We start from the raw sequence: 15,643 nt of genomic DNA, 5'->3' as shown, positions 1-15,643 counted from the left end.
GCGGGACTCCTTCGGGCTGGGTTTGAACTGACTTCTTGAGGTCGGCCATTCAGAGGTTGCCCACTATCCGCGAGAGCAGTCCGACGGCTCTGTGGACTTGCTCGAGCTCCTCGTCCGTGAGCTCGCGGCTCAACGCGCGCTGCAGCCAGTCCTGGCGGACCAGGCGGCTCGCGGCGATCTGCTCGCGGGCGGAGTCGGTGAGCGAGATGGCCGTCTTGCGGCGGTCGGCGGGGTGGGGGTCTCGGCGTAGGAAACCTGCGTCCTCGAGGGCGGCGACGGTAGCCCCCATCGACTGGGGGCGCATCCCTTCGGCGCGGGCGAGGTCGCTCACGGTCGTGGGCCCCTTGCGTTCGAGGTGGGAGATGACGTTGAGCTGGGAACGCGTGAGGTCGCCCACGTCGGCCTGCTGGCGGAGCCGCCGGTTGAGCCGGCCGAGCACTCCGCGCAGATCCACCGCCACCTGTGCTGCAGCTGCTGCGTCTCCCACCCCTCCATTCAAGCACAAGTGAAGGCAACCTTCACAGTTTGCCTTCAGGTCTTGGGGCACGGCCACTACTCAGGCCGAGAGGCTATCGTGAGTCCATGGCGAAGTTCTTCGGCTCGCTTTTCGGCAACGGGCGGGAACCAGAGCGCGCCCTCGACGATGACCTCCCCATGACGCAGGCCCAGGAGCTCGAGCGGACTCGCGAGGCGCTCGCCGAGCTGCGCAGCTCGATCCGGCGGGCGGGCTCCCTCCTGCCCCCGCTTGCGACGTCGCACATGCGCCAGATCGACGACGTCCTGCGCCTCCTCCTCGCCTACGTCGCGGAGCATGGCGCCTCCACCGAGCAGCGCGTTCTCCTCGACGCGATCGCCTCGGACTACCTGCCGACGTCGCTCCGCGTCTACCGAGCCCTCCCGCCCGAGACGCAGACAGACACGAGCCCCGAGACGGAGAAGCTCCTCGAACAGCTCGACATCCTCTACGCGACCGCCCTCGACCTCGACCACCAGGTGCGCACCGGCGCAATCGCGGAGCTGAGCGCCCACGGCCGCTTCCTGCGGGACAGGTTCGACGTCGACGGCGTCCGCATCCACCCCGGGGCGAAGGAGGCGCACTGATGGGAACGCTGGGGGCCGGGGAGAGCGTAGCGCTCACGGGTCAGGACCCGGCTCTGACCGGGGTCATGGTGGCCATGGGCTGGACGGTCGAGTCGGCGATGGGACCGCAGCCGGAGCCGGTGCCGCTCGCCATCCTCTGCGGCGACGACGGGCGGGCCCTGACTCCCGAGCACCTCGTGTTCTTCAACCAGCTCACGACGGCGTCGCCCGGCGTCGCTTTCGCCGCCCCCGATTCCGGGGCCGCGGCGGCCGGACGCCCGGCCGATGCCGAGCAGGTGGACGTCGACTTCTCCCAGGTGCCACCCGACGTCGCCCGCATCGCGTTCGTCACCTACATCGACCCGGAGGTCCGGGGAAGCGGCTCCTTCGCCCGCGTCGAGGGGCTGCACCTGCGCGTCGTGCGTCCGGACGGCTCGGAGCTCGTGCGCTTCGATGCCTCTCCGGCAAACCCCGAGGAGGCTCAGGCCGTGGTGTGCGGCGAGCTGTACCGCTACGAGGACGGCTGGGCGTTCCGCGCCCTCGGCCGCACGTACGAGAACGGGCTCGCGGGAGTCGGCGCCGAGTTCGGGCTGGATGTGTGATGCCCGAACAGCACCCCCTCGACTTCCCGTACCTCACCCGCCGCCTCCCCCCAGGCCAGCACGACGACGGCCTGACCCTCCCCCGCGCGGGCGGCGCGGGCTTTGCCTCGATGCCCCCCGAACCGCGGCTCTACCCGGCCCCAGGGTTCGGCGTCCTGCCTCAGCTCACGGAAAGGGACGCCGTCGTCCGACTGAACCCGAGGCAGTCGGCGATCGGCTCGCTCTTCGTCACGGGGTCGCGCGGCACGGCGTGGGAGGACAACATGCGCGTCACGGGCGCCCAGAGCGTGCACCGGGAGCAGATCGGGACGATCCTCCAGACCGCTGGAGGCCGCCCGCTTGTGGGCTACGTGAACCGGGACGCTGTCGTCGCGCTGCGGCACGTGCGGGAGCTGCGGCGGGCGCTCTTCATCGCTGGCTCCGGGGCGCTCGCAGTGCAGACGTACGACGGCTCGACTGCCGCCGTCGCCGGTTCCCTCGCCCAGGGCCAGCGCACGGTGCTGACGCTCCTGCGGATCGGCTCGGTCCTCGAGCTGCGCGCCGAGTCGGTGCCCGGGGAATGGGACGACGGGGAGATCTGGCGCGAGTTCGGGTTCACGATGACGATAGGGCTCGTGCGGCGTCGCTGACGCGACGCAATCCCTCCGGCCCAGAACCCTCGGCACACCCGCAGCGGGCTAGGTCTCCGCCCGCATCGGAGGAACAAACCCTCCGGCGACCATCTCGCGGATCGCCAGGCAAGGCCAGGGATCCCCGCACTTGCTGCACGGCTGGCCCGTGTACTGGCCCGAGGGACGGTGGTTCGCCGCGATGGGCTGCCACATCTCGGCCTCGACCCGCTGCTGGGGCGAACCCCGCTGCTGCAGGTCCCGGAGGCGGGCCATGATGGTCCGGTAGGCAGGGACGGCGAGCTGCTCATCGCGCATCCCTAGTGGTAACCGCCGCCGTCCGGCCCGCGCAAGACGCCGAGCGGTCAGGCTGCGGGGACCATTCCCCACTCCTCGGCGAGAAGGCGGAAGCTCCGCTCACGCACGCGGGGGTCGTGAGAATAGCCCGTCAGGATGATCTCGTCCACACCATACGAGGCCGCGAAGGTCCTGAGGAACTCGGCCGCCTCGGCGGGGGTACCGACGGCGGAGACGCGCAGGGCGGACTCGGCCATCTGCTGCTCGTGGGGCGCCCAGTCCATTTCGCGGACCGGCGGCCTGATGGGCCCGCGCTCGCCGCGGCGGATCCCGAGGAACATCTGCTGGTGCGACGTGAACAGGTATTCGGCCTCTTCGTGGGTGGGGGCGACCATGAGGTTGGCGCCCGCCATGACGTAGGGCTCCTCGATCTGGGCGGTAGGAGCCGAAGGGTTGAACATCTGGCGGTACGTCCAGATCGCCTCGCTCAGCTGGAACGGCGCGAAGTGGCTGGCCGCCGCGTAGGGGAGGCCGAGCTGGCCCGCGATCGCCGCACCGGCCGTCGAGCTGCCCAGGACCCACAGCGGGACGTGGGTGTTGCGCGCGACCTCCGCGTGCACGCCGAAGGAGAGCTGGACGGACTCGGCATCGTCCTCCTGTTCCCCGAAGTACCACGCGAGCAGCTGGATGCTCCGCGCGAAGTGCTGTTCGTCGTCGTCCCTCGCGCCCCGCCGGAGGATCGCGGCAGTCCGCGGATCCGTGCCCGGCGCCCGGCCGAGTCCGAGGTCGATGCGCGGACCGTAGAGGTTTGCGAGCGTGCCGAAGGCCTCCGCGACAGCGAGGGGCGAATGGTTCGGGAGCATGATCCCGCCCGAGCCGATCCGAAGGGTCTGCGTGTTCGCCGCCGCGTTCGCGATGAGCAGGGCCGTCGCATTCGAGGCGAGCGCCTCGGTATTGTGGTGCTCCGCGTACCAGAGCCGCTCGTAGCCGGCCTCCTCGATGGCCTTCGCGAAGAGCGTGGCGTTCGAGAGGGCATCCGCGACGGAGGAGCCTTGGACGATGGGGGCGAGGTCGAGGACGGAAAGCGCAGTCACAGTCTGGGCAACCGCGGGACCGCGGGTCTTGTTCCCCTCTCGACTGGAAATGTGGTCGGCTTCACTTCCCCTGCGAGACATATGTCACGTTGGATAACGGCTCCATTGCTTTTCCACAACATCCCAGTCATACCGTTGAAAACCACCTGACGGGGTACGCAACAATGGATCTTGTCCCGGGGCGCGGTCGGCACTCAGGGCTTTCCTTGCACACTTCTCTGGGGATGGGAGACAGCGTGGACGACGGAACCGTTGTGGCAAACCTCGTGTATGGCGGCACGCTCATGATCGGGGGCCTCATGCTGCTCATCATCTTCGTCTCGCTCGTCGGAACCATGCTCGTCGCGGGGGTTGCGCAGACTTTCATCTCCCTCGTCAAGCTCGGCTCGCGCCTGTTCGTGTACCGGCCCGAGCAGACGACGGCGGTCGAGGACACCACGCCGGCGCACGTTCGGAACGCCGTGCTCGCCAAGGCGGACGCGATCCTCGCGGCCTCGCGGCAGCAGGCTGAGCACGCAGCGGCTGCCGCCAAGGCCGAGGAGGCCGAGCGCATGCGCCGGGCAGCCTCGACGGAGGCCGAGATGTCGCCCGCGGCCCGCGCAAAGGCTGTCGCGGAGAAGGGCGGCCTCACGCTCGCCTTCTCGGACCGCACCCCGCCCCGCACAGGTACCCAGCCCCTCGTCAAGGCTGGCTGACGCCGAGCCTGCCAGCCGCTCAGCCCTCGGCGAGGAGCGCCGTCGTCCGGTACGGGATGACGGTACGAAGGATCATCCGGGTCGAAGTCCTGGTGATCCCGGGGCACAGGCGGATCTCCTCCGAGACGCGGTACAGATCATCGGGACTCGTCGCGACGACGCGGATCAGGAGATCCGTGTCGCCCGCAGGGGCGAGGCATTCGAGGACCTCGGGGATCTCGCGCAGTGCCGCAATCGCCTCGTCGAGGTGGCTCTGGTCGAGCTCGGCCGCGACCTCTGCGGAGACGCCGCGGCCGAGCGCGGTCGCATCGACCCGCGTGCTGTGCGGGCGGAGGGCGCCGCTCGTCGTCATGCGCTCGAGCCGGGCCTGAACCGTGCCCCGCGCCAGTCCGAGGCGCTGGGCCAGGACCATGATCGGCATGCGGGGGTCGGCGTCGAGCGCGAGCAGGATCCTCCGGTCGGTCGCATCGATCTGCGGCAATCTGATCACTTCTCCTACAACGAGGACATCGACATTGGTCAGATCGACCAGTCTATCCCGAGACTATTGCACGGAGTGCTCCTCAACTGCTGGAATGCTGGCAATCCGCTCGACGGTTCACGAGACCGCTGAGCCAGGCTACGGCCCCGCCGCACACCACCGTCAGGGAGCCGGACCAACGGGCACCCACCGGCCCGGCCGCATTCGCAGCTTCTTGTTCACACAGCTGAGGGCCCCTGACCTGACCGCACGATGCGGTCGGATCAGGGGCCCTCGGCGTCTGCGGAGGCGCTGCTGCTATTCCGGGCGCTCCCCCGCGAGCCGCTCGAAGTCGCGGAGCCAGAGCTCGCGCACCTCCTCGTCCCGCGTCCGCTTCGTGTCGGGGAGCCGCCCGCCGCCGTGCATCTTCCGCAGCGGGGAGCGGCGCCCGAGGCCGACGAGCAGCAGGGCTCGCTCGGTCAGGGCCGCTTGGCGCAGCAGGACCGACGTACGACGGCGGCGCGTCACCTCTCGCACCGCATCCTGGGCGTCCGCCCGGCGGCCGAGGGAACGGAGAGCCCTTGCCCTCAGCAGGAGGAGGGCGGCGGCGAGGTCGTCGCGATTCGTGAGCCCCTCGGTCCATGAGATGACGTCCGCGGGCCGGCCGAGGATCTCGGCGAGCCGGGCGGCCGCGAGCGAGGTCGGCAGAGAGGGCGGAAGCGGGGCCAGGGCACCGAGGGCGTCAGCCGGGTGGCCGATCTCGCGGAGGCTGTGGGCGAGCGCGAGGCACACCGCCTCCTCGCTGAACAGCACCTCGACGCTCACGCCCTCAGACAGCTCGACCCACTGCGACCAGGCGCCGAGGTAGTCGGCGGCGAACTGCGCCGCGGCGTGCTCGTTCTCGCCCGCGAGTCCGCGCTGGAGGAGTTCAGCCGCCTGCGCGTGCTGATGCTCCCGGTACGCGAGCAGCCCTGCCATGACGTAGCAGAGCCCCGACCACCCGGCATGCGAGTGGGCCAGGACCACGAGCCGCTCGGGCTCCTGGGAGCGGAAGACGGCGTCGAACACGGCCCGCTCGGTCTTGGGAGGGAACCTCCTCAGGCGGGGGCTGCCCGGCCGCCGGGAGAAACGGTCCAGGACCCCGTGGACAGGCGTGGACACCCTCACGCCGCGGAAGGGCGTGAGGACACGCTGGTCGTGAAACGAATGCAGGCGGTCCACCTCGCTGGAAGCCATGGCCTCCATGCTAACGAAGGTGCTCACCGCGACGAGAAGTAGACCCAAGCGGCAATCACCCAGATCGTGACAGCCGTGGCCGCGCAGGCGAACTCCACAAGGTGGCCTATGCCGAGGGCCTTCAGGGCCGCGAGCGAGGACGACGACGCGGACCGGAAGTCCCGGGTCCGCACCCATTCGCTCCCGAGGAGCCCCACGGCGAAGCCGATGAACAGGCCGAGCACCGGCACGACGAACATCCCCACGACGCCCACGACCGCCGCCGCGAGGATCGAGCTGTTCGGGACCTGCCGGGCGGCGAGCTTCCGGCCTGTGATGACGTAGGACGCCGCCATTCCGGCCGCGAACAGCACGGTGCCGATGGCGAAGACGATCCACCCGGCCGAGCCGGAGCGGCCGAACAGGGCCCACTCGAGGAGCGCGAGGATCCCCAGCACGCTTCCGGGAAGGACCGGCACGATGGTTCCGACCACCGCGACGGCGAGGGCGAGACCGGTCAGTAGGGCTGCGAGAGCGGGTCCATCCACGGGACCCCAGCCTAGCGGGAGCCCGATCCCGCAGCGAAGACTCGGGCGCAGCCTGCGGCTCGAGCCCAGGCGCGATCAGGCGAGCCGCGCGGCGGACGGCCTCGACTCGAGGAGGGCGCACGCATCCTTGAGCTGCTGCTCCGCCTCGTAGGGCAGGAGGCGGCCCGTGCGGATTCCCGAGACGAGCCCGGACACCATGAGGACGATGCTCCTGCCCCGCGCGGCCCCACCCCCGAGACGGCCGAGGACGGACCACGAGAGCTCGTCGACCTCGCCGATCATGCGGGCGAGCTCGTGGTCCGCGGGAACGACGAGCTCGTCGAGGCAGCTGTTGACCGCCGGCTGCGAGAGCCGCATCTGGAGCAGCTCGATGGCTGCGCCCGCGAGCTGCCTCGAACGCTCCTCGGGCCCGCGGCCTCGCGCGTTCTTGGCCCGGACCTCGACGCGTTCGCGGAGTTCGAGGAGCTGGCGGCGGTGCAGCGCGAGCAGGAGATGGGCGCTCGACGGGAAGTAGCGGTAGGCCGTGCTGAGTGAGACACCGGCACGGGTGGCGACCGCGGACACCTCCACCTCTGGATATTCGAGACGGGCGAACTCGGCAGCGGCTTCGAGCAGTCTGCTGTAACGCTCGGCCAGGCGAGGTGTGGTCGGTGGAGCCTCCATCGACACCAGGTCCTTGGGCAGTTCGAGCACTCGCAGAAGCCTCTTTCCGGCGGTTGTCCGGCACGGTCCGAACCCATGGCTGCGCCCTGGCTCGTGGCGCGATGGGTCTCATCAACTATAGCGCGCGAGCCCGATCGGCCTGAAGGCGAGGCCCTCCGGGCCGTCTGGTCTGCGCCGAGCCCGTCAGTCCACGCTGCGGATGCGGGTCACGAACACGGCCCCCAGCAGCCCGATCACGGCCGCGGCCACGTAGAGCGAAATGTACCCGCCCCAGTAGGTGACGAACGGGTAGGCAATGAGGGGCGCAATGACCTGCGGGAGCGAGTTGGCGATGTTGATGACGCCGAGATCCTTGCCTCGGTCGCGGGCCGTCGGGAGGACTTGGGTGATGAGCGCGAAGTCGACCGCGAGATACGTGCCGAAGCCGATTCCGAGCACGCACGCACCCACGATCGCCCCGGGCCACACGGGGAAGAAGCCGATCGTGAGGGACGCGATGGCGATGATGACCGACGACCCGATGACAAGCGGCTTGCGCCGGCCCAGCCGGTCGGAGAGCTTCCCGCCGATGACGCTCGTGATGATGACGAACACGGCGTAGAGGCCGGTGAGGATCAGGACGCCGGTCGCCGGCTCGATGCCCTGCGTCTGCTTGAGCCGCACCGCGTCGCCGAGGAAGAAGAGGAGATAGAGCGTCACCATGTGGTTGCCCACGTTCACCAGGAGGCGGGTGAGCCAGGCCCACCCGAAGTCTGGGTACCGTGCGGGGCTGACCCAGAATGACGCGAAGAAGCGGCCCAGGGAGAAGGGGGGAACCGCTGCACGCGGAAGGGGATCGTCGGCCGCCGTCGTGAGGTAGAGGACGACCCCCGCTATGAGTGCGACGCCGCAGATCACGTAGCCGAGGGCGAAGCTCCCGGAGACGACGGCGGCGATCACCGCGCCGAGGAGGATCCCCGCCGTCTGGCCCATCGCGGCAAGGCCGCCGACGATGCCGCGCTGCTCGACGGGCGCCCGGTCCGGGATGGCCGCCGTGACCGCGGCGTAGGCGCCGTTGCAGCCCGCCTGGACAAGGCACCACAGGGCTGTTGCCGCAGCGACGTTGGGCGCCCCCGCGAGGGCCACGAGGGCGATGGCCCCGAGAAGCGCGCCCATGAAGACCCACGGGCGACGCCGGCCGAAGCGGCTCCATGTGCGGTCTGAGAACGCACCGAAGAGCGGGTTTGCCACGAGCGAGACGGCCGCACCGGCGCCCGTGACGAGCGCGAGGATTGCTTCCTTCTGGCTCGCGTCGAAGGCCTGCGCCTGCAGCCCGAGGAGGACCTGGATGGGGCCGAAGAACGCGGCGTTGACCCCGACGTTGACGAGCACGAGGCCCGTGATCCAGAGCGGGCCGACGCGCTGGACGGGCTCGGCGAGCGCGGACTGGGGAACAGGCTGGGGCGAGGCGTCTGCACTCATGCGTGGCTCCCGGGCGATCGTGGCCCCCTCGGGCGGGAGGCGGCATCCGGACTCAGGGTAATCCGAGAATGCCGCGGTTCCCGCCCCAGCACCTCGGTGCGTCAGCCGTGACCCCTAGCGTCCGCGCTCCACGACCCCCGCTCGGGTCCGCTCGGCGATGGACGGCCCTGCCTCGACGACGAATTCGCCCGGCTCGACGGCCCAGTCGTGGGCATCGGTGTCCCAGTGCTCGAAGGCCCGCCGCGGGAGAGGGATCTCGAGGCGCCGCGTCTCACCCGCCCCGAGCGTCACCTTTGCGAACGCGGCGAGCCACGCAGCGGGGCGTTCCACGGCGGAGTCCGGCCGCGAGACGTAGACCTGGACGACGTGTGCGCCGGTGCGGTCGCCCGTGTTCGCGACGGTCACGCTCACTGCCTCTCCGTCTCCCGACACCTCTGCCTCCGAGAGGGCCCAGGACGTGTAGCCGAGGCCGTGGCCGAAGGGCACAGCGGGTTCGATCCCGTGCTCGAGGTAGGCCTTGTAGCCGATGTTCAGGCCCTCGTCGTAGCGAACGGTGCCGTCCACCGGGATGTTCTCGGGCTGCACGACGCCGTCTGGGGCGGGCCACGTCGTGGGCACGTGGCCGCCAGGTTCGACGGCGCCTGTCAGGACGTCCGCGAGCGCGGTCCCCATCTGCTGGCCCGGGAACCACACGAGAAGCACGGCCTTCGCCTTCCCCAGCCACGGCATCAGGACGGGCGCACCCGCGTTGACAACGACGACCGTGTTCGGATTCGCCTCGAGGACGGCCTCTACGAGCTCGTCCTGCCGCCCGGGGAGGGCCAGGGACTCACGGTCGTAGCCCTCGGACTCGACCTCCTCGGTCGTACCGACGACGACGACGGCGGCATCCGAGGAGCGCGCGAGCTCGACGGCGGCGGCGATCTCCTCGTCGTCCGTCCCGTGGGGGCCATCCGCGTTGACGAGGGTGGCCCAGAAGTGCGCGCCGGTGGCGGGATCCGGGACGGCGGAGAACGTCGTCGTCAGGAGGACGGACTCACCCTCCTCGAGGCCGCGCTCGGCGAGGAGCTGCGGTGGCAGCATGAGGCCCTCGACGATGTCGGCGCCCTCGCGGAGCCGCACCTCCTCGTCGGCGACAACCTCCCCGTCGAGGGCGACGGTGATGTGACCGACCCCGGACGCGCCCAACCGGTGGGTGCCGGAGGCCGCGGCGGTGACGCGCGTCGTCGTCCGCACCGCGGCTACCCGGTCCGCGGGGATGCCGGGAGCGAAGTCGCCCATCCACACGAATTGCCCGATGCGCCGCTGCTCGCTTCCCAGTACGGCCCCGTCGGCGTCGAGGAACTCGACGAGCATCCCGTTCCCCGAGCCGTCGGGGAGCTGGGCCTCGGCCCCCTCGAGGATGCCGACGCGATCGGTGGACCGGGCGCCGCGGGCCGTCCGCACGGTGGCGCCCGGCAGGGCCGCGGCCAGCGCCTCGGCGGGATGGACGACGTGCTTCGGCATGACGGAAGCCGAGCCGCCGCCGGCGATCCGGCCGCGCACCGCGTTGGGTCCGATGACGGCGAGCGAGCTCACGCCGGAAAGCGGGAGGACGGGGTCACGGCCCGGGCGGTCCGCCGCGGCGCTTTCGTTCTTCACGAGCACAAAGCCGGCCGCTGCCGCTTCGCGGAGGAGCGCGTCCATCTGCTCCTCGGCGACGGGCTCGGCCTCGCGGGCTTCGAAGCCCTCGAGCGCACCCGTCCGCGAGGCGAGGCGCAGGAGGCGGACGAGCTTCTCGTCGATCTTCGACTCCTCGACCTCGCCACCGCGCACGGCGTCGACAAGGGCCTGCCCCCAGGGCGAGTCCGGGCCCGGCATTACGAGGTCGAGGCCGGCGTTCGCGGATTCGACGGTCGAGCGGGCGGCGAACCAGTCGGAGATGACGACGGCGTCCGAGCCCCATTCGCCCTTCAGGACCTCGTCGAGGAGAGGGGACTCCGTCATCGGGGTTCCGTTGACCTTGTTGTAGGCGGCCATGTACGACCACGGCTTCGCCTCGCGCTCGATGCCCTCGAACGGCGCGAGGTAGAGCTCGCGGAGAGTGCGCTCGTCGACGACGTTGTCGACGCCCATGCGCTCGGTCTCCTGGTCGTTTGCGACGAAGTGCTTGACGCACGTTCCCACGCCCTGGGCTTGCACGCCGCGTACCCAGGCCGCACCAATTGCCCCCGTCAGCACGGGATCCTCCGAGTAGCACTCGAAGTGGCGCCCGCCGACGGGGGTCCGGTGCAGGTTCACGGTCGGGGCGAGGATGACGTCGACGCCCTTCCGGCGGGCCTCGGCTCCCATCGCGTGGCCGATCCGGCTGACGAGTTCGGGGTCCCACGTGGCCGCGATGGCGGTGGGCGAGGGCCCGTTGGCAGACCAGTCACGGTCGTCCCAGGTCTCGCCGCGGACGCCGACGGGTCCATCCGAGACGACGAAGCGGCGGAACCCGACCTTCGGCTCCGCCTCGATGGACCAGAACGAGCTTCCCGTGAGGAGGCGGACCTTCTCCTCGAGGCTCAGGCGGCTCACGCGCTCCCGGAGGGCTTCCTCGCCGGGCTGGTTCTCGGACTCGCGCTCGTCAATGAGGTCGGTCATGGGAAGGCCTTTCGGTCGCGGGTCTCACCTGCTCGTCCAAGCTAGGATATGACGCCGGTCACAACCGGCAAGCCGGCCTTGTCGACCGGCTTCGTCGCAGTCGCTCAAGGACACCCGCGCTCACCTCAGGAGGAAGCCCTGATGACGAGCTCGGGGTAGAGGCGGATATGACGCTGTTCCTTTCCCTCGAGGCGTTCTTCTTCGATGATTCGCACCGCCATTGCCCCGATCTCCTCCCGAGGCTGACGAACCGAGGTGAGGGGCACGTGTCGTGCCGTGCCCACGCAGAGCCGGCGGTAACCCACCACGTAGGCCCAAAGGTGCCTTTTATCTTTGAGCCATCTGCAATTCGGTCTGTTACCAGCACTACCGTGGCTCGCGCGAGCATTGCCACCAGCCCGGCTGTGGATCAAGAGTCACTCGATGCCCCTGAGGGCCGACCGATCAAACAGATCATCCAAGACGCAAATCGGGATGACCCCTCAGGATTCAATCGTCGATTGAAAACCCTGAAGGGCAGCCCCGAGTTCACCTCTTTCCTTACGGCTCAAGCCGGTTCGCCAGAAGCCGGGGGAATAGAAGGGCTAGCGGCCCTTCTCACGGACGAGCAGGCTCGCGCCTTCGTGAAGGCGATCAAAGGCAGGGCCTTCTCGGTCGCCCGCGATGCCCAGGGGAGGTAAAGGAGCGCATCGTGACTATCCACCTCCGCGACGCGAAAACACCCCGAACGATCGCGGGCAGGGCATTTACCTACGTCGCCTTTGTCGGAGGCCTCTGGTCGGCTCAATGGCTGCTTTGGCTTCTCACTGGGGAATCAGGTCCTCAGCCAGGTCCATTCAGCCTCATGCTCCTAGCCGTCGTGTTCCTCTTCTGGTTCTTCATGCCTGAGCGCTACTGGTTTCGTCGCGGAGCCCCTCCCCGCACAAGGTGAAGGCGCAAGCTTCCTACGAGGGCGCACGTTTCACCGCGCATAGTCGTCCGCTTCCGCATCAAAGGTGCGCCGTCGTGGCAAAGGTGCGCCGTCGCGTATTGTCTCCATCATGGAGACCCCCGTGCAGGCTGCCCCCGAGCACCGCGTGTCGCGGATCCCCGTGCGCGACGCCCTGCACCGGCTCGAGCAGGACGGCTTCATCGTCGCCGCGCCGCGGCGGGGCGCCGTCGTCCGCCAGCTCACGCTCGCCAAGGAGGCCATCCTCGCCGGCCGGGCCCAGCTCGCCGAATCATTGGCTGCAGCACACGTCGAACTTGGCCGCCAGCCCGTCATCGACGGCCTGGCCGGAAGACTCCGGGAGTAGAGAATGGCCTTCGGAATCTCGGGCGCACGCGCTGCCCGCTACGCCCAGATCGGCGAGGTCCTGACCCGCCACGGCCTCGGCCACCTTCTCCACGCGGCGGGGCTCGGGCGCTGGTCCCCCGCGAACCTGCTCGGCGAGACCATCGACGCGACCGCCGGCGGCCCCGAGCACCTTCGCCTCGCCCTCGAGGAACTCGGGCCCACGTTCATGAAGCTCGGGCAGATCCTCTCGACCCGACCGGACCTCCTTCCGGAGCCGTATCAGCTCGAGCTCGCCAAGCTGCAGGACGCAGTGCCGCCGGTCCCGCCCGAGGAGATCCGCGCCGTCGTCCGCGAAGAACTGGGCATCGACTCGGAGGAGGCCTTCGCGACGTTCGACGACGAGCCGATCGCGAGCGCGTCCATCGGTCAGGTCCACGGCGCTCGCCTCGCGGACGGCACGCGCGTGGTGGTGAAGGTGAGGAAGCCGGGGGCGGTGGACCGGATCCGCGAGGACCTCGAAATCCTCCGGAACCTCGCCGCGTCGGCGAGCCGACAGTGGTCGGCGGCAGCGGACTACAACGTCGTGGGCCTTGTCGAGCAGTTCGGCCGCACGATCCTCGCGGAGCTCGACTACCTCCAGGAGGGCCGCAACGCCGAGCGCTTCGCGGAGAACTTCGCCGACAACGCGAGCATCCGGATCCCTCGGGTCTACTGGGAGACGACGACGTCGCGCATGCTCACGATCGAGCGGGTCGAGGGGCTCAAGATCAACGACATCGAGGCCCTCGACGCGGCGGGGTTCGACCGCTCGGAGCTCGCCCTCAACGCAGCCGGCGCCCTCGCCCAGATGGTCTTCAAGGACGCCTTCTTCCACGCCGACCCGCACCCGGGCAATATGTTCGTCCAGAGCGACGGGGCGATCGCGCTCATCGACTTCGGCATGGTCGGCGAGATCGACGAGCGGCTGCACGACCAGTTGAGCCGCCTCCTCCTCGCGCTCGCCCGCAAGGACGCCCGGCGGCTCGCGCGCACGCTCCTCGACATGTCCTCCGGCCGGCACGAGTCCGATCTCCCGGAGCTGGCCGACGACGTCGCCGAATTCATCGGGCTCTACGACCGCGTGGACCTGCAGGATGTGGACACGGCCCGGCTCGTGCAGCAGCTTCTCGCGGTCGTCCGGAAGCACCGGCTGCAGCTGCCCGAGGAGATCGCCGTCATCGCGAAGATGGTGGTCATGGCCGAAGGCCTGGGCCGCGTCCTCGACCCGGGCTTCCGACTCAGCCACGCGCTCCAGCCGTACGTCGTCGAGCTGTTCGTCGCGAGGCACTCCCCGCAGGCGATCCTCGACGGGCTCAAGGAGGCGGGGCTGGGGGCGATGGACCTCGTCGAGGACCTCCCGCACCTCGTCGACGGGCTCGTGCGGATCGTGGACTCGGGCGGTTTCGAGGTCCGCCTGCGCGCGGCCGAACTCGAGCCGCTCCTGATCCGTGCCGAGAAGATCGGCGACCGGGTGGTCGCGGGAGTGATCGCGGCGGCTTTCATCCGCGGGGTCGGAGACCTCGTCTCGCTCGACCGGGAGCGGTGGACCGGCTGGCGGGCCCCCTTCATGCGCACGGGCCTCACAGCCCTCGGGGGGCTGGGCGGCTACCTCGCGTGGAGCGCTGCCGCGAGGCGGAGGCGTGGGGGGCCCAACCAGCCCCGCGGCTGACCGTTCCACTGTGTGAGACAAAAGTGCTCACTACGTGGACTCTGGAGCACGATGACCGTGACGGAAGGGGCACGGCAGCGTGGAGAGCAAAGCAGATCGGGCGACGACGAACGCGACGGCGTGGCGCATGCTCGCGCTGGGCGTCGGGGCGCAGACGGCGGGGACCGCCTTCGTGAGTGCGCCCGCCTTCCTCATCCCGGTGCTCCACTCCGAACGCGGCATGCCACTCGCGCAGGCGGGGCTCCTCGCGGCGGCCCCGACCGTCGGCATGGTCCTCACCCTCATCGCATGGGGCGCCCTCGCGGACCGCATCGGCGAACGATGGGTGATCTCCGCGGGGCTCGCGCTGACCGCCCTCGCCGCAGTCGGCGCAGTCGCCGTCCCCGGCTACACCGCTCTCGGGGTCTTCGGCCTCCTCGGGGGAGCGGCAGCGGCGAGCAGCAACGCCGCGAGCGGCCGCGTCGTCGTCGGCTGGTTCCCGCGGAACCGCCGCGGGCTGGCGATGGGGATCCGGCAGATGGCCCAGCCGCTCGGCGTGACCGTGGCTGCGCTCACCGTGCCATGGATCGCCGCGGCACACGGGCCAGGTGCGGCCCTCGTCCTCCCGCTCGTGTTCAACGCCGCGCTCGCCATCCTGTGCGCGGTGGGCCTCGCGAATCCGCCCCGGCCCTCAGGCCGAACCGAGCCCGGTGACCCACCCAACCCGTACCGGACGGGCTCCTTTCTGTGGCGCATCCACGCCGTCTCGGTGCTCCTCGTCGTTCCCCAGTTCACGCTCTCGACCTTCGGGCTCGTGTGGCTCATCGCCGACGTCAGGCTCGACAGCGTCTCCGCCGGGGCGGTCGTGAGCATCGCACAGGTCGTGGGGGCGTTCGGGCGGATCGCGGTCGGCGTGTGGAGCGACCGGCTCGGAAGCCGGGTGCGGCTCCTCCGCTGGGTCGCGGTTGCGGCCGCCGCCACCATGGCCCTGGCGGCCGCGACCGACCTCGCCTCCCTGCGTGCCGCGGCGATCGCGGCGTTCATGGTCGCGACGGTCGTCAGCGTGGCGGACAACGGCCTCGCGTTCACGTCAGTCGCGGAGGCGGCGGGGCCGCGCTGGTCCGGCAAGGCGCTCGGCGCACAGAACACGGGGCAGTTCATCGCGGCGTCGGGCGTGGGACCGGCTGTCGGCGCCCTGGTCGCGGCCCTCGGGTACCCGCTCGCCTTCTGCCTCGTCGCCGCCGCACCGCTCGCCGCGATACCGCTAGTGCCTCGCCGCGACGAGCACGCCAACGTCGGCTAGGCCGACCGGACTCGGCGCCGGCCCCGGCC

At 70.3% G+C, this 15,643-nt stretch carries 16 protein-coding genes; 7 read left to right on the top strand and 9 right to left on the bottom strand.

Annotated elements, in window-relative coordinates; translation table 11 throughout:
• Window positions 1-49: 49 nt before the first annotated feature.
• Window positions 50-487 (bottom strand): MarR family winged helix-turn-helix transcriptional regulator, encoded by a 438-nt coding sequence (locus E6A21_RS14040; RefSeq protein WP_138444782.1) that lies wholly within the window; start codon window positions 485-487, stop codon window positions 50-52.
• 95 nt (window positions 488-582) lie between these two features.
• Between E6A21_RS14040 and E6A21_RS14035 the strand changes: the two genes are divergently transcribed.
• From E6A21_RS14035 to E6A21_RS14025, 3 genes are read left to right on the top strand one after another with little or no spacing between them, the layout of a single operon-like run.
• Window positions 583-1,101 carry a hypothetical protein gene (locus E6A21_RS14035; RefSeq protein WP_138444781.1) on the top strand — a complete coding sequence of 173 codons (519 nt, stop codon included), beginning with the start codon at window positions 583-585 and terminating at the stop codon, window positions 1,099-1,101.
• Entirely contained in the window at window positions 1,101-1,682 is a 582-nt protein-coding gene (locus E6A21_RS14030; RefSeq protein ID WP_138444780.1) for a TerD family protein, read from the top strand. Before E6A21_RS14035 ends, E6A21_RS14030 begins: the two co-directional genes overlap by 1 nt.
• A complete protein-coding gene (locus E6A21_RS14025) occupies window positions 1,682-2,311 on the top strand; it encodes a hypothetical protein (RefSeq protein ID WP_138444779.1) in 630 nt (209 codons plus the stop codon). The genes E6A21_RS14030 and E6A21_RS14025 overlap by 1 nt, the downstream gene beginning before the upstream one ends.
• A 48-nt stretch (window positions 2,312-2,359) precedes the next feature.
• Here the strand turns inward: E6A21_RS14025 and E6A21_RS14020 are convergent, their stop codons facing one another.
• Complete coding sequence (locus E6A21_RS14020) at window positions 2,360-2,608, bottom strand: hypothetical protein (protein WP_138444778.1); 249 nt, start codon at window positions 2,606-2,608, stop codon at window positions 2,360-2,362.
• Window positions 2,609-2,655: 47 nt separating this feature from the next.
• Window positions 2,656-3,681, bottom strand: a complete 1,026-nt coding sequence (locus E6A21_RS14015) for an LLM class flavin-dependent oxidoreductase (protein ID WP_246036521.1) — start codon at window positions 3,679-3,681, stop codon at window positions 2,656-2,658.
• A gap of 224 nt (window positions 3,682-3,905) precedes the next feature.
• On the opposite strand from E6A21_RS14015, the gene E6A21_RS14010 reads away from it, so the two are divergent.
• Window positions 3,906-4,376: a hypothetical protein gene (locus tag E6A21_RS14010; RefSeq protein ID WP_138444776.1), complete on the top strand. Its 471-nt coding sequence runs from the start codon at window positions 3,906-3,908 to the stop codon at window positions 4,374-4,376.
• A gap of 19 nt (window positions 4,377-4,395) precedes the next feature.
• On the opposite strand, the gene E6A21_RS14005 is transcribed toward E6A21_RS14010, so the two are convergent.
• The 6 genes from E6A21_RS14005 to E6A21_RS13980 all read right to left on the bottom strand — a co-directional run bounded on the left by E6A21_RS14005 (window position 4,396) and on the right by E6A21_RS13980 (window position 11,348).
• A complete protein-coding gene (locus E6A21_RS14005) occupies window positions 4,396-4,857 on the bottom strand; it encodes an Lrp/AsnC family transcriptional regulator (protein WP_171041414.1) in 462 nt (153 codons plus the stop codon).
• A 297-nt stretch (window positions 4,858-5,154) separates the two neighbouring features.
• Window positions 5,155-6,072 (bottom strand): hypothetical protein, encoded by a 918-nt coding sequence (locus E6A21_RS14000; protein ID WP_138444774.1) that lies wholly within the window; start codon window positions 6,070-6,072, stop codon window positions 5,155-5,157.
• A gap of 23 nt (window positions 6,073-6,095) precedes the next feature.
• Window positions 6,096-6,599: a DUF456 domain-containing protein gene (locus tag E6A21_RS13995; RefSeq protein WP_138444773.1), complete on the bottom strand. Its 504-nt coding sequence runs from the start codon at window positions 6,597-6,599 to the stop codon at window positions 6,096-6,098.
• A gap of 75 nt (window positions 6,600-6,674) precedes the next feature.
• Complete coding sequence (locus E6A21_RS13990; RefSeq protein WP_138444772.1) at window positions 6,675-7,292, bottom strand: TetR/AcrR family transcriptional regulator; 618 nt, start codon at window positions 7,290-7,292, stop codon at window positions 6,675-6,677.
• A gap of 153 nt (window positions 7,293-7,445) precedes the next feature.
• Window positions 7,446-8,723, bottom strand: coding sequence for an MFS transporter (locus E6A21_RS13985; protein ID WP_138444771.1), 1,278 nt, complete (start codon window positions 8,721-8,723; stop codon window positions 7,446-7,448).
• Between the two features lie 114 nt (window positions 8,724-8,837).
• Window positions 8,838-11,348: a beta-glucosidase family protein gene (locus E6A21_RS13980; protein ID WP_138444770.1), complete on the bottom strand. Its 2,511-nt coding sequence runs from the start codon at window positions 11,346-11,348 to the stop codon at window positions 8,838-8,840.
• Window positions 11,349-12,388: 1,040 nt separating this feature from the next.
• On the opposite strand from E6A21_RS13980, the gene E6A21_RS13975 reads away from it, so the two are divergent.
• The 3 genes from E6A21_RS13975 (at window position 12,389) to E6A21_RS13965 (ending at window position 15,614) form a co-directional block, all read left to right on the top strand.
• Window positions 12,389-12,643 carry a GntR family transcriptional regulator gene (locus tag E6A21_RS13975; RefSeq protein ID WP_138444769.1) on the top strand — a complete coding sequence of 85 codons (255 nt, stop codon included), beginning with the start codon at window positions 12,389-12,391 and terminating at the stop codon, window positions 12,641-12,643.
• Between the two features lie 3 nt (window positions 12,644-12,646).
• A complete protein-coding gene (locus tag E6A21_RS13970) occupies window positions 12,647-14,332 on the top strand; it encodes an ABC1 kinase family protein (protein ID WP_138444768.1) in 1,686 nt (561 codons plus the stop codon).
• A 127-nt stretch (window positions 14,333-14,459) separates the two neighbouring features.
• Window positions 14,460-15,614 carry an MFS transporter gene (locus E6A21_RS13965; RefSeq protein ID WP_138444825.1) on the top strand — a complete coding sequence of 385 codons (1,155 nt, stop codon included), beginning with the start codon at window positions 14,460-14,462 and terminating at the stop codon, window positions 15,612-15,614.
• Window positions 15,615-15,643 lie beyond the last annotated feature (29 nt).

Origin of the sequence: Sinomonas susongensis (assembly GCF_005877005.1) — a bacterium.
GTDB classification, from domain to species: Bacteria; Actinomycetota; Actinomycetes; order Actinomycetales; family Micrococcaceae; genus Sinomonas; species Sinomonas susongensis.
This window is presented reverse-complemented; position numbering and strand designations above follow the sequence as displayed.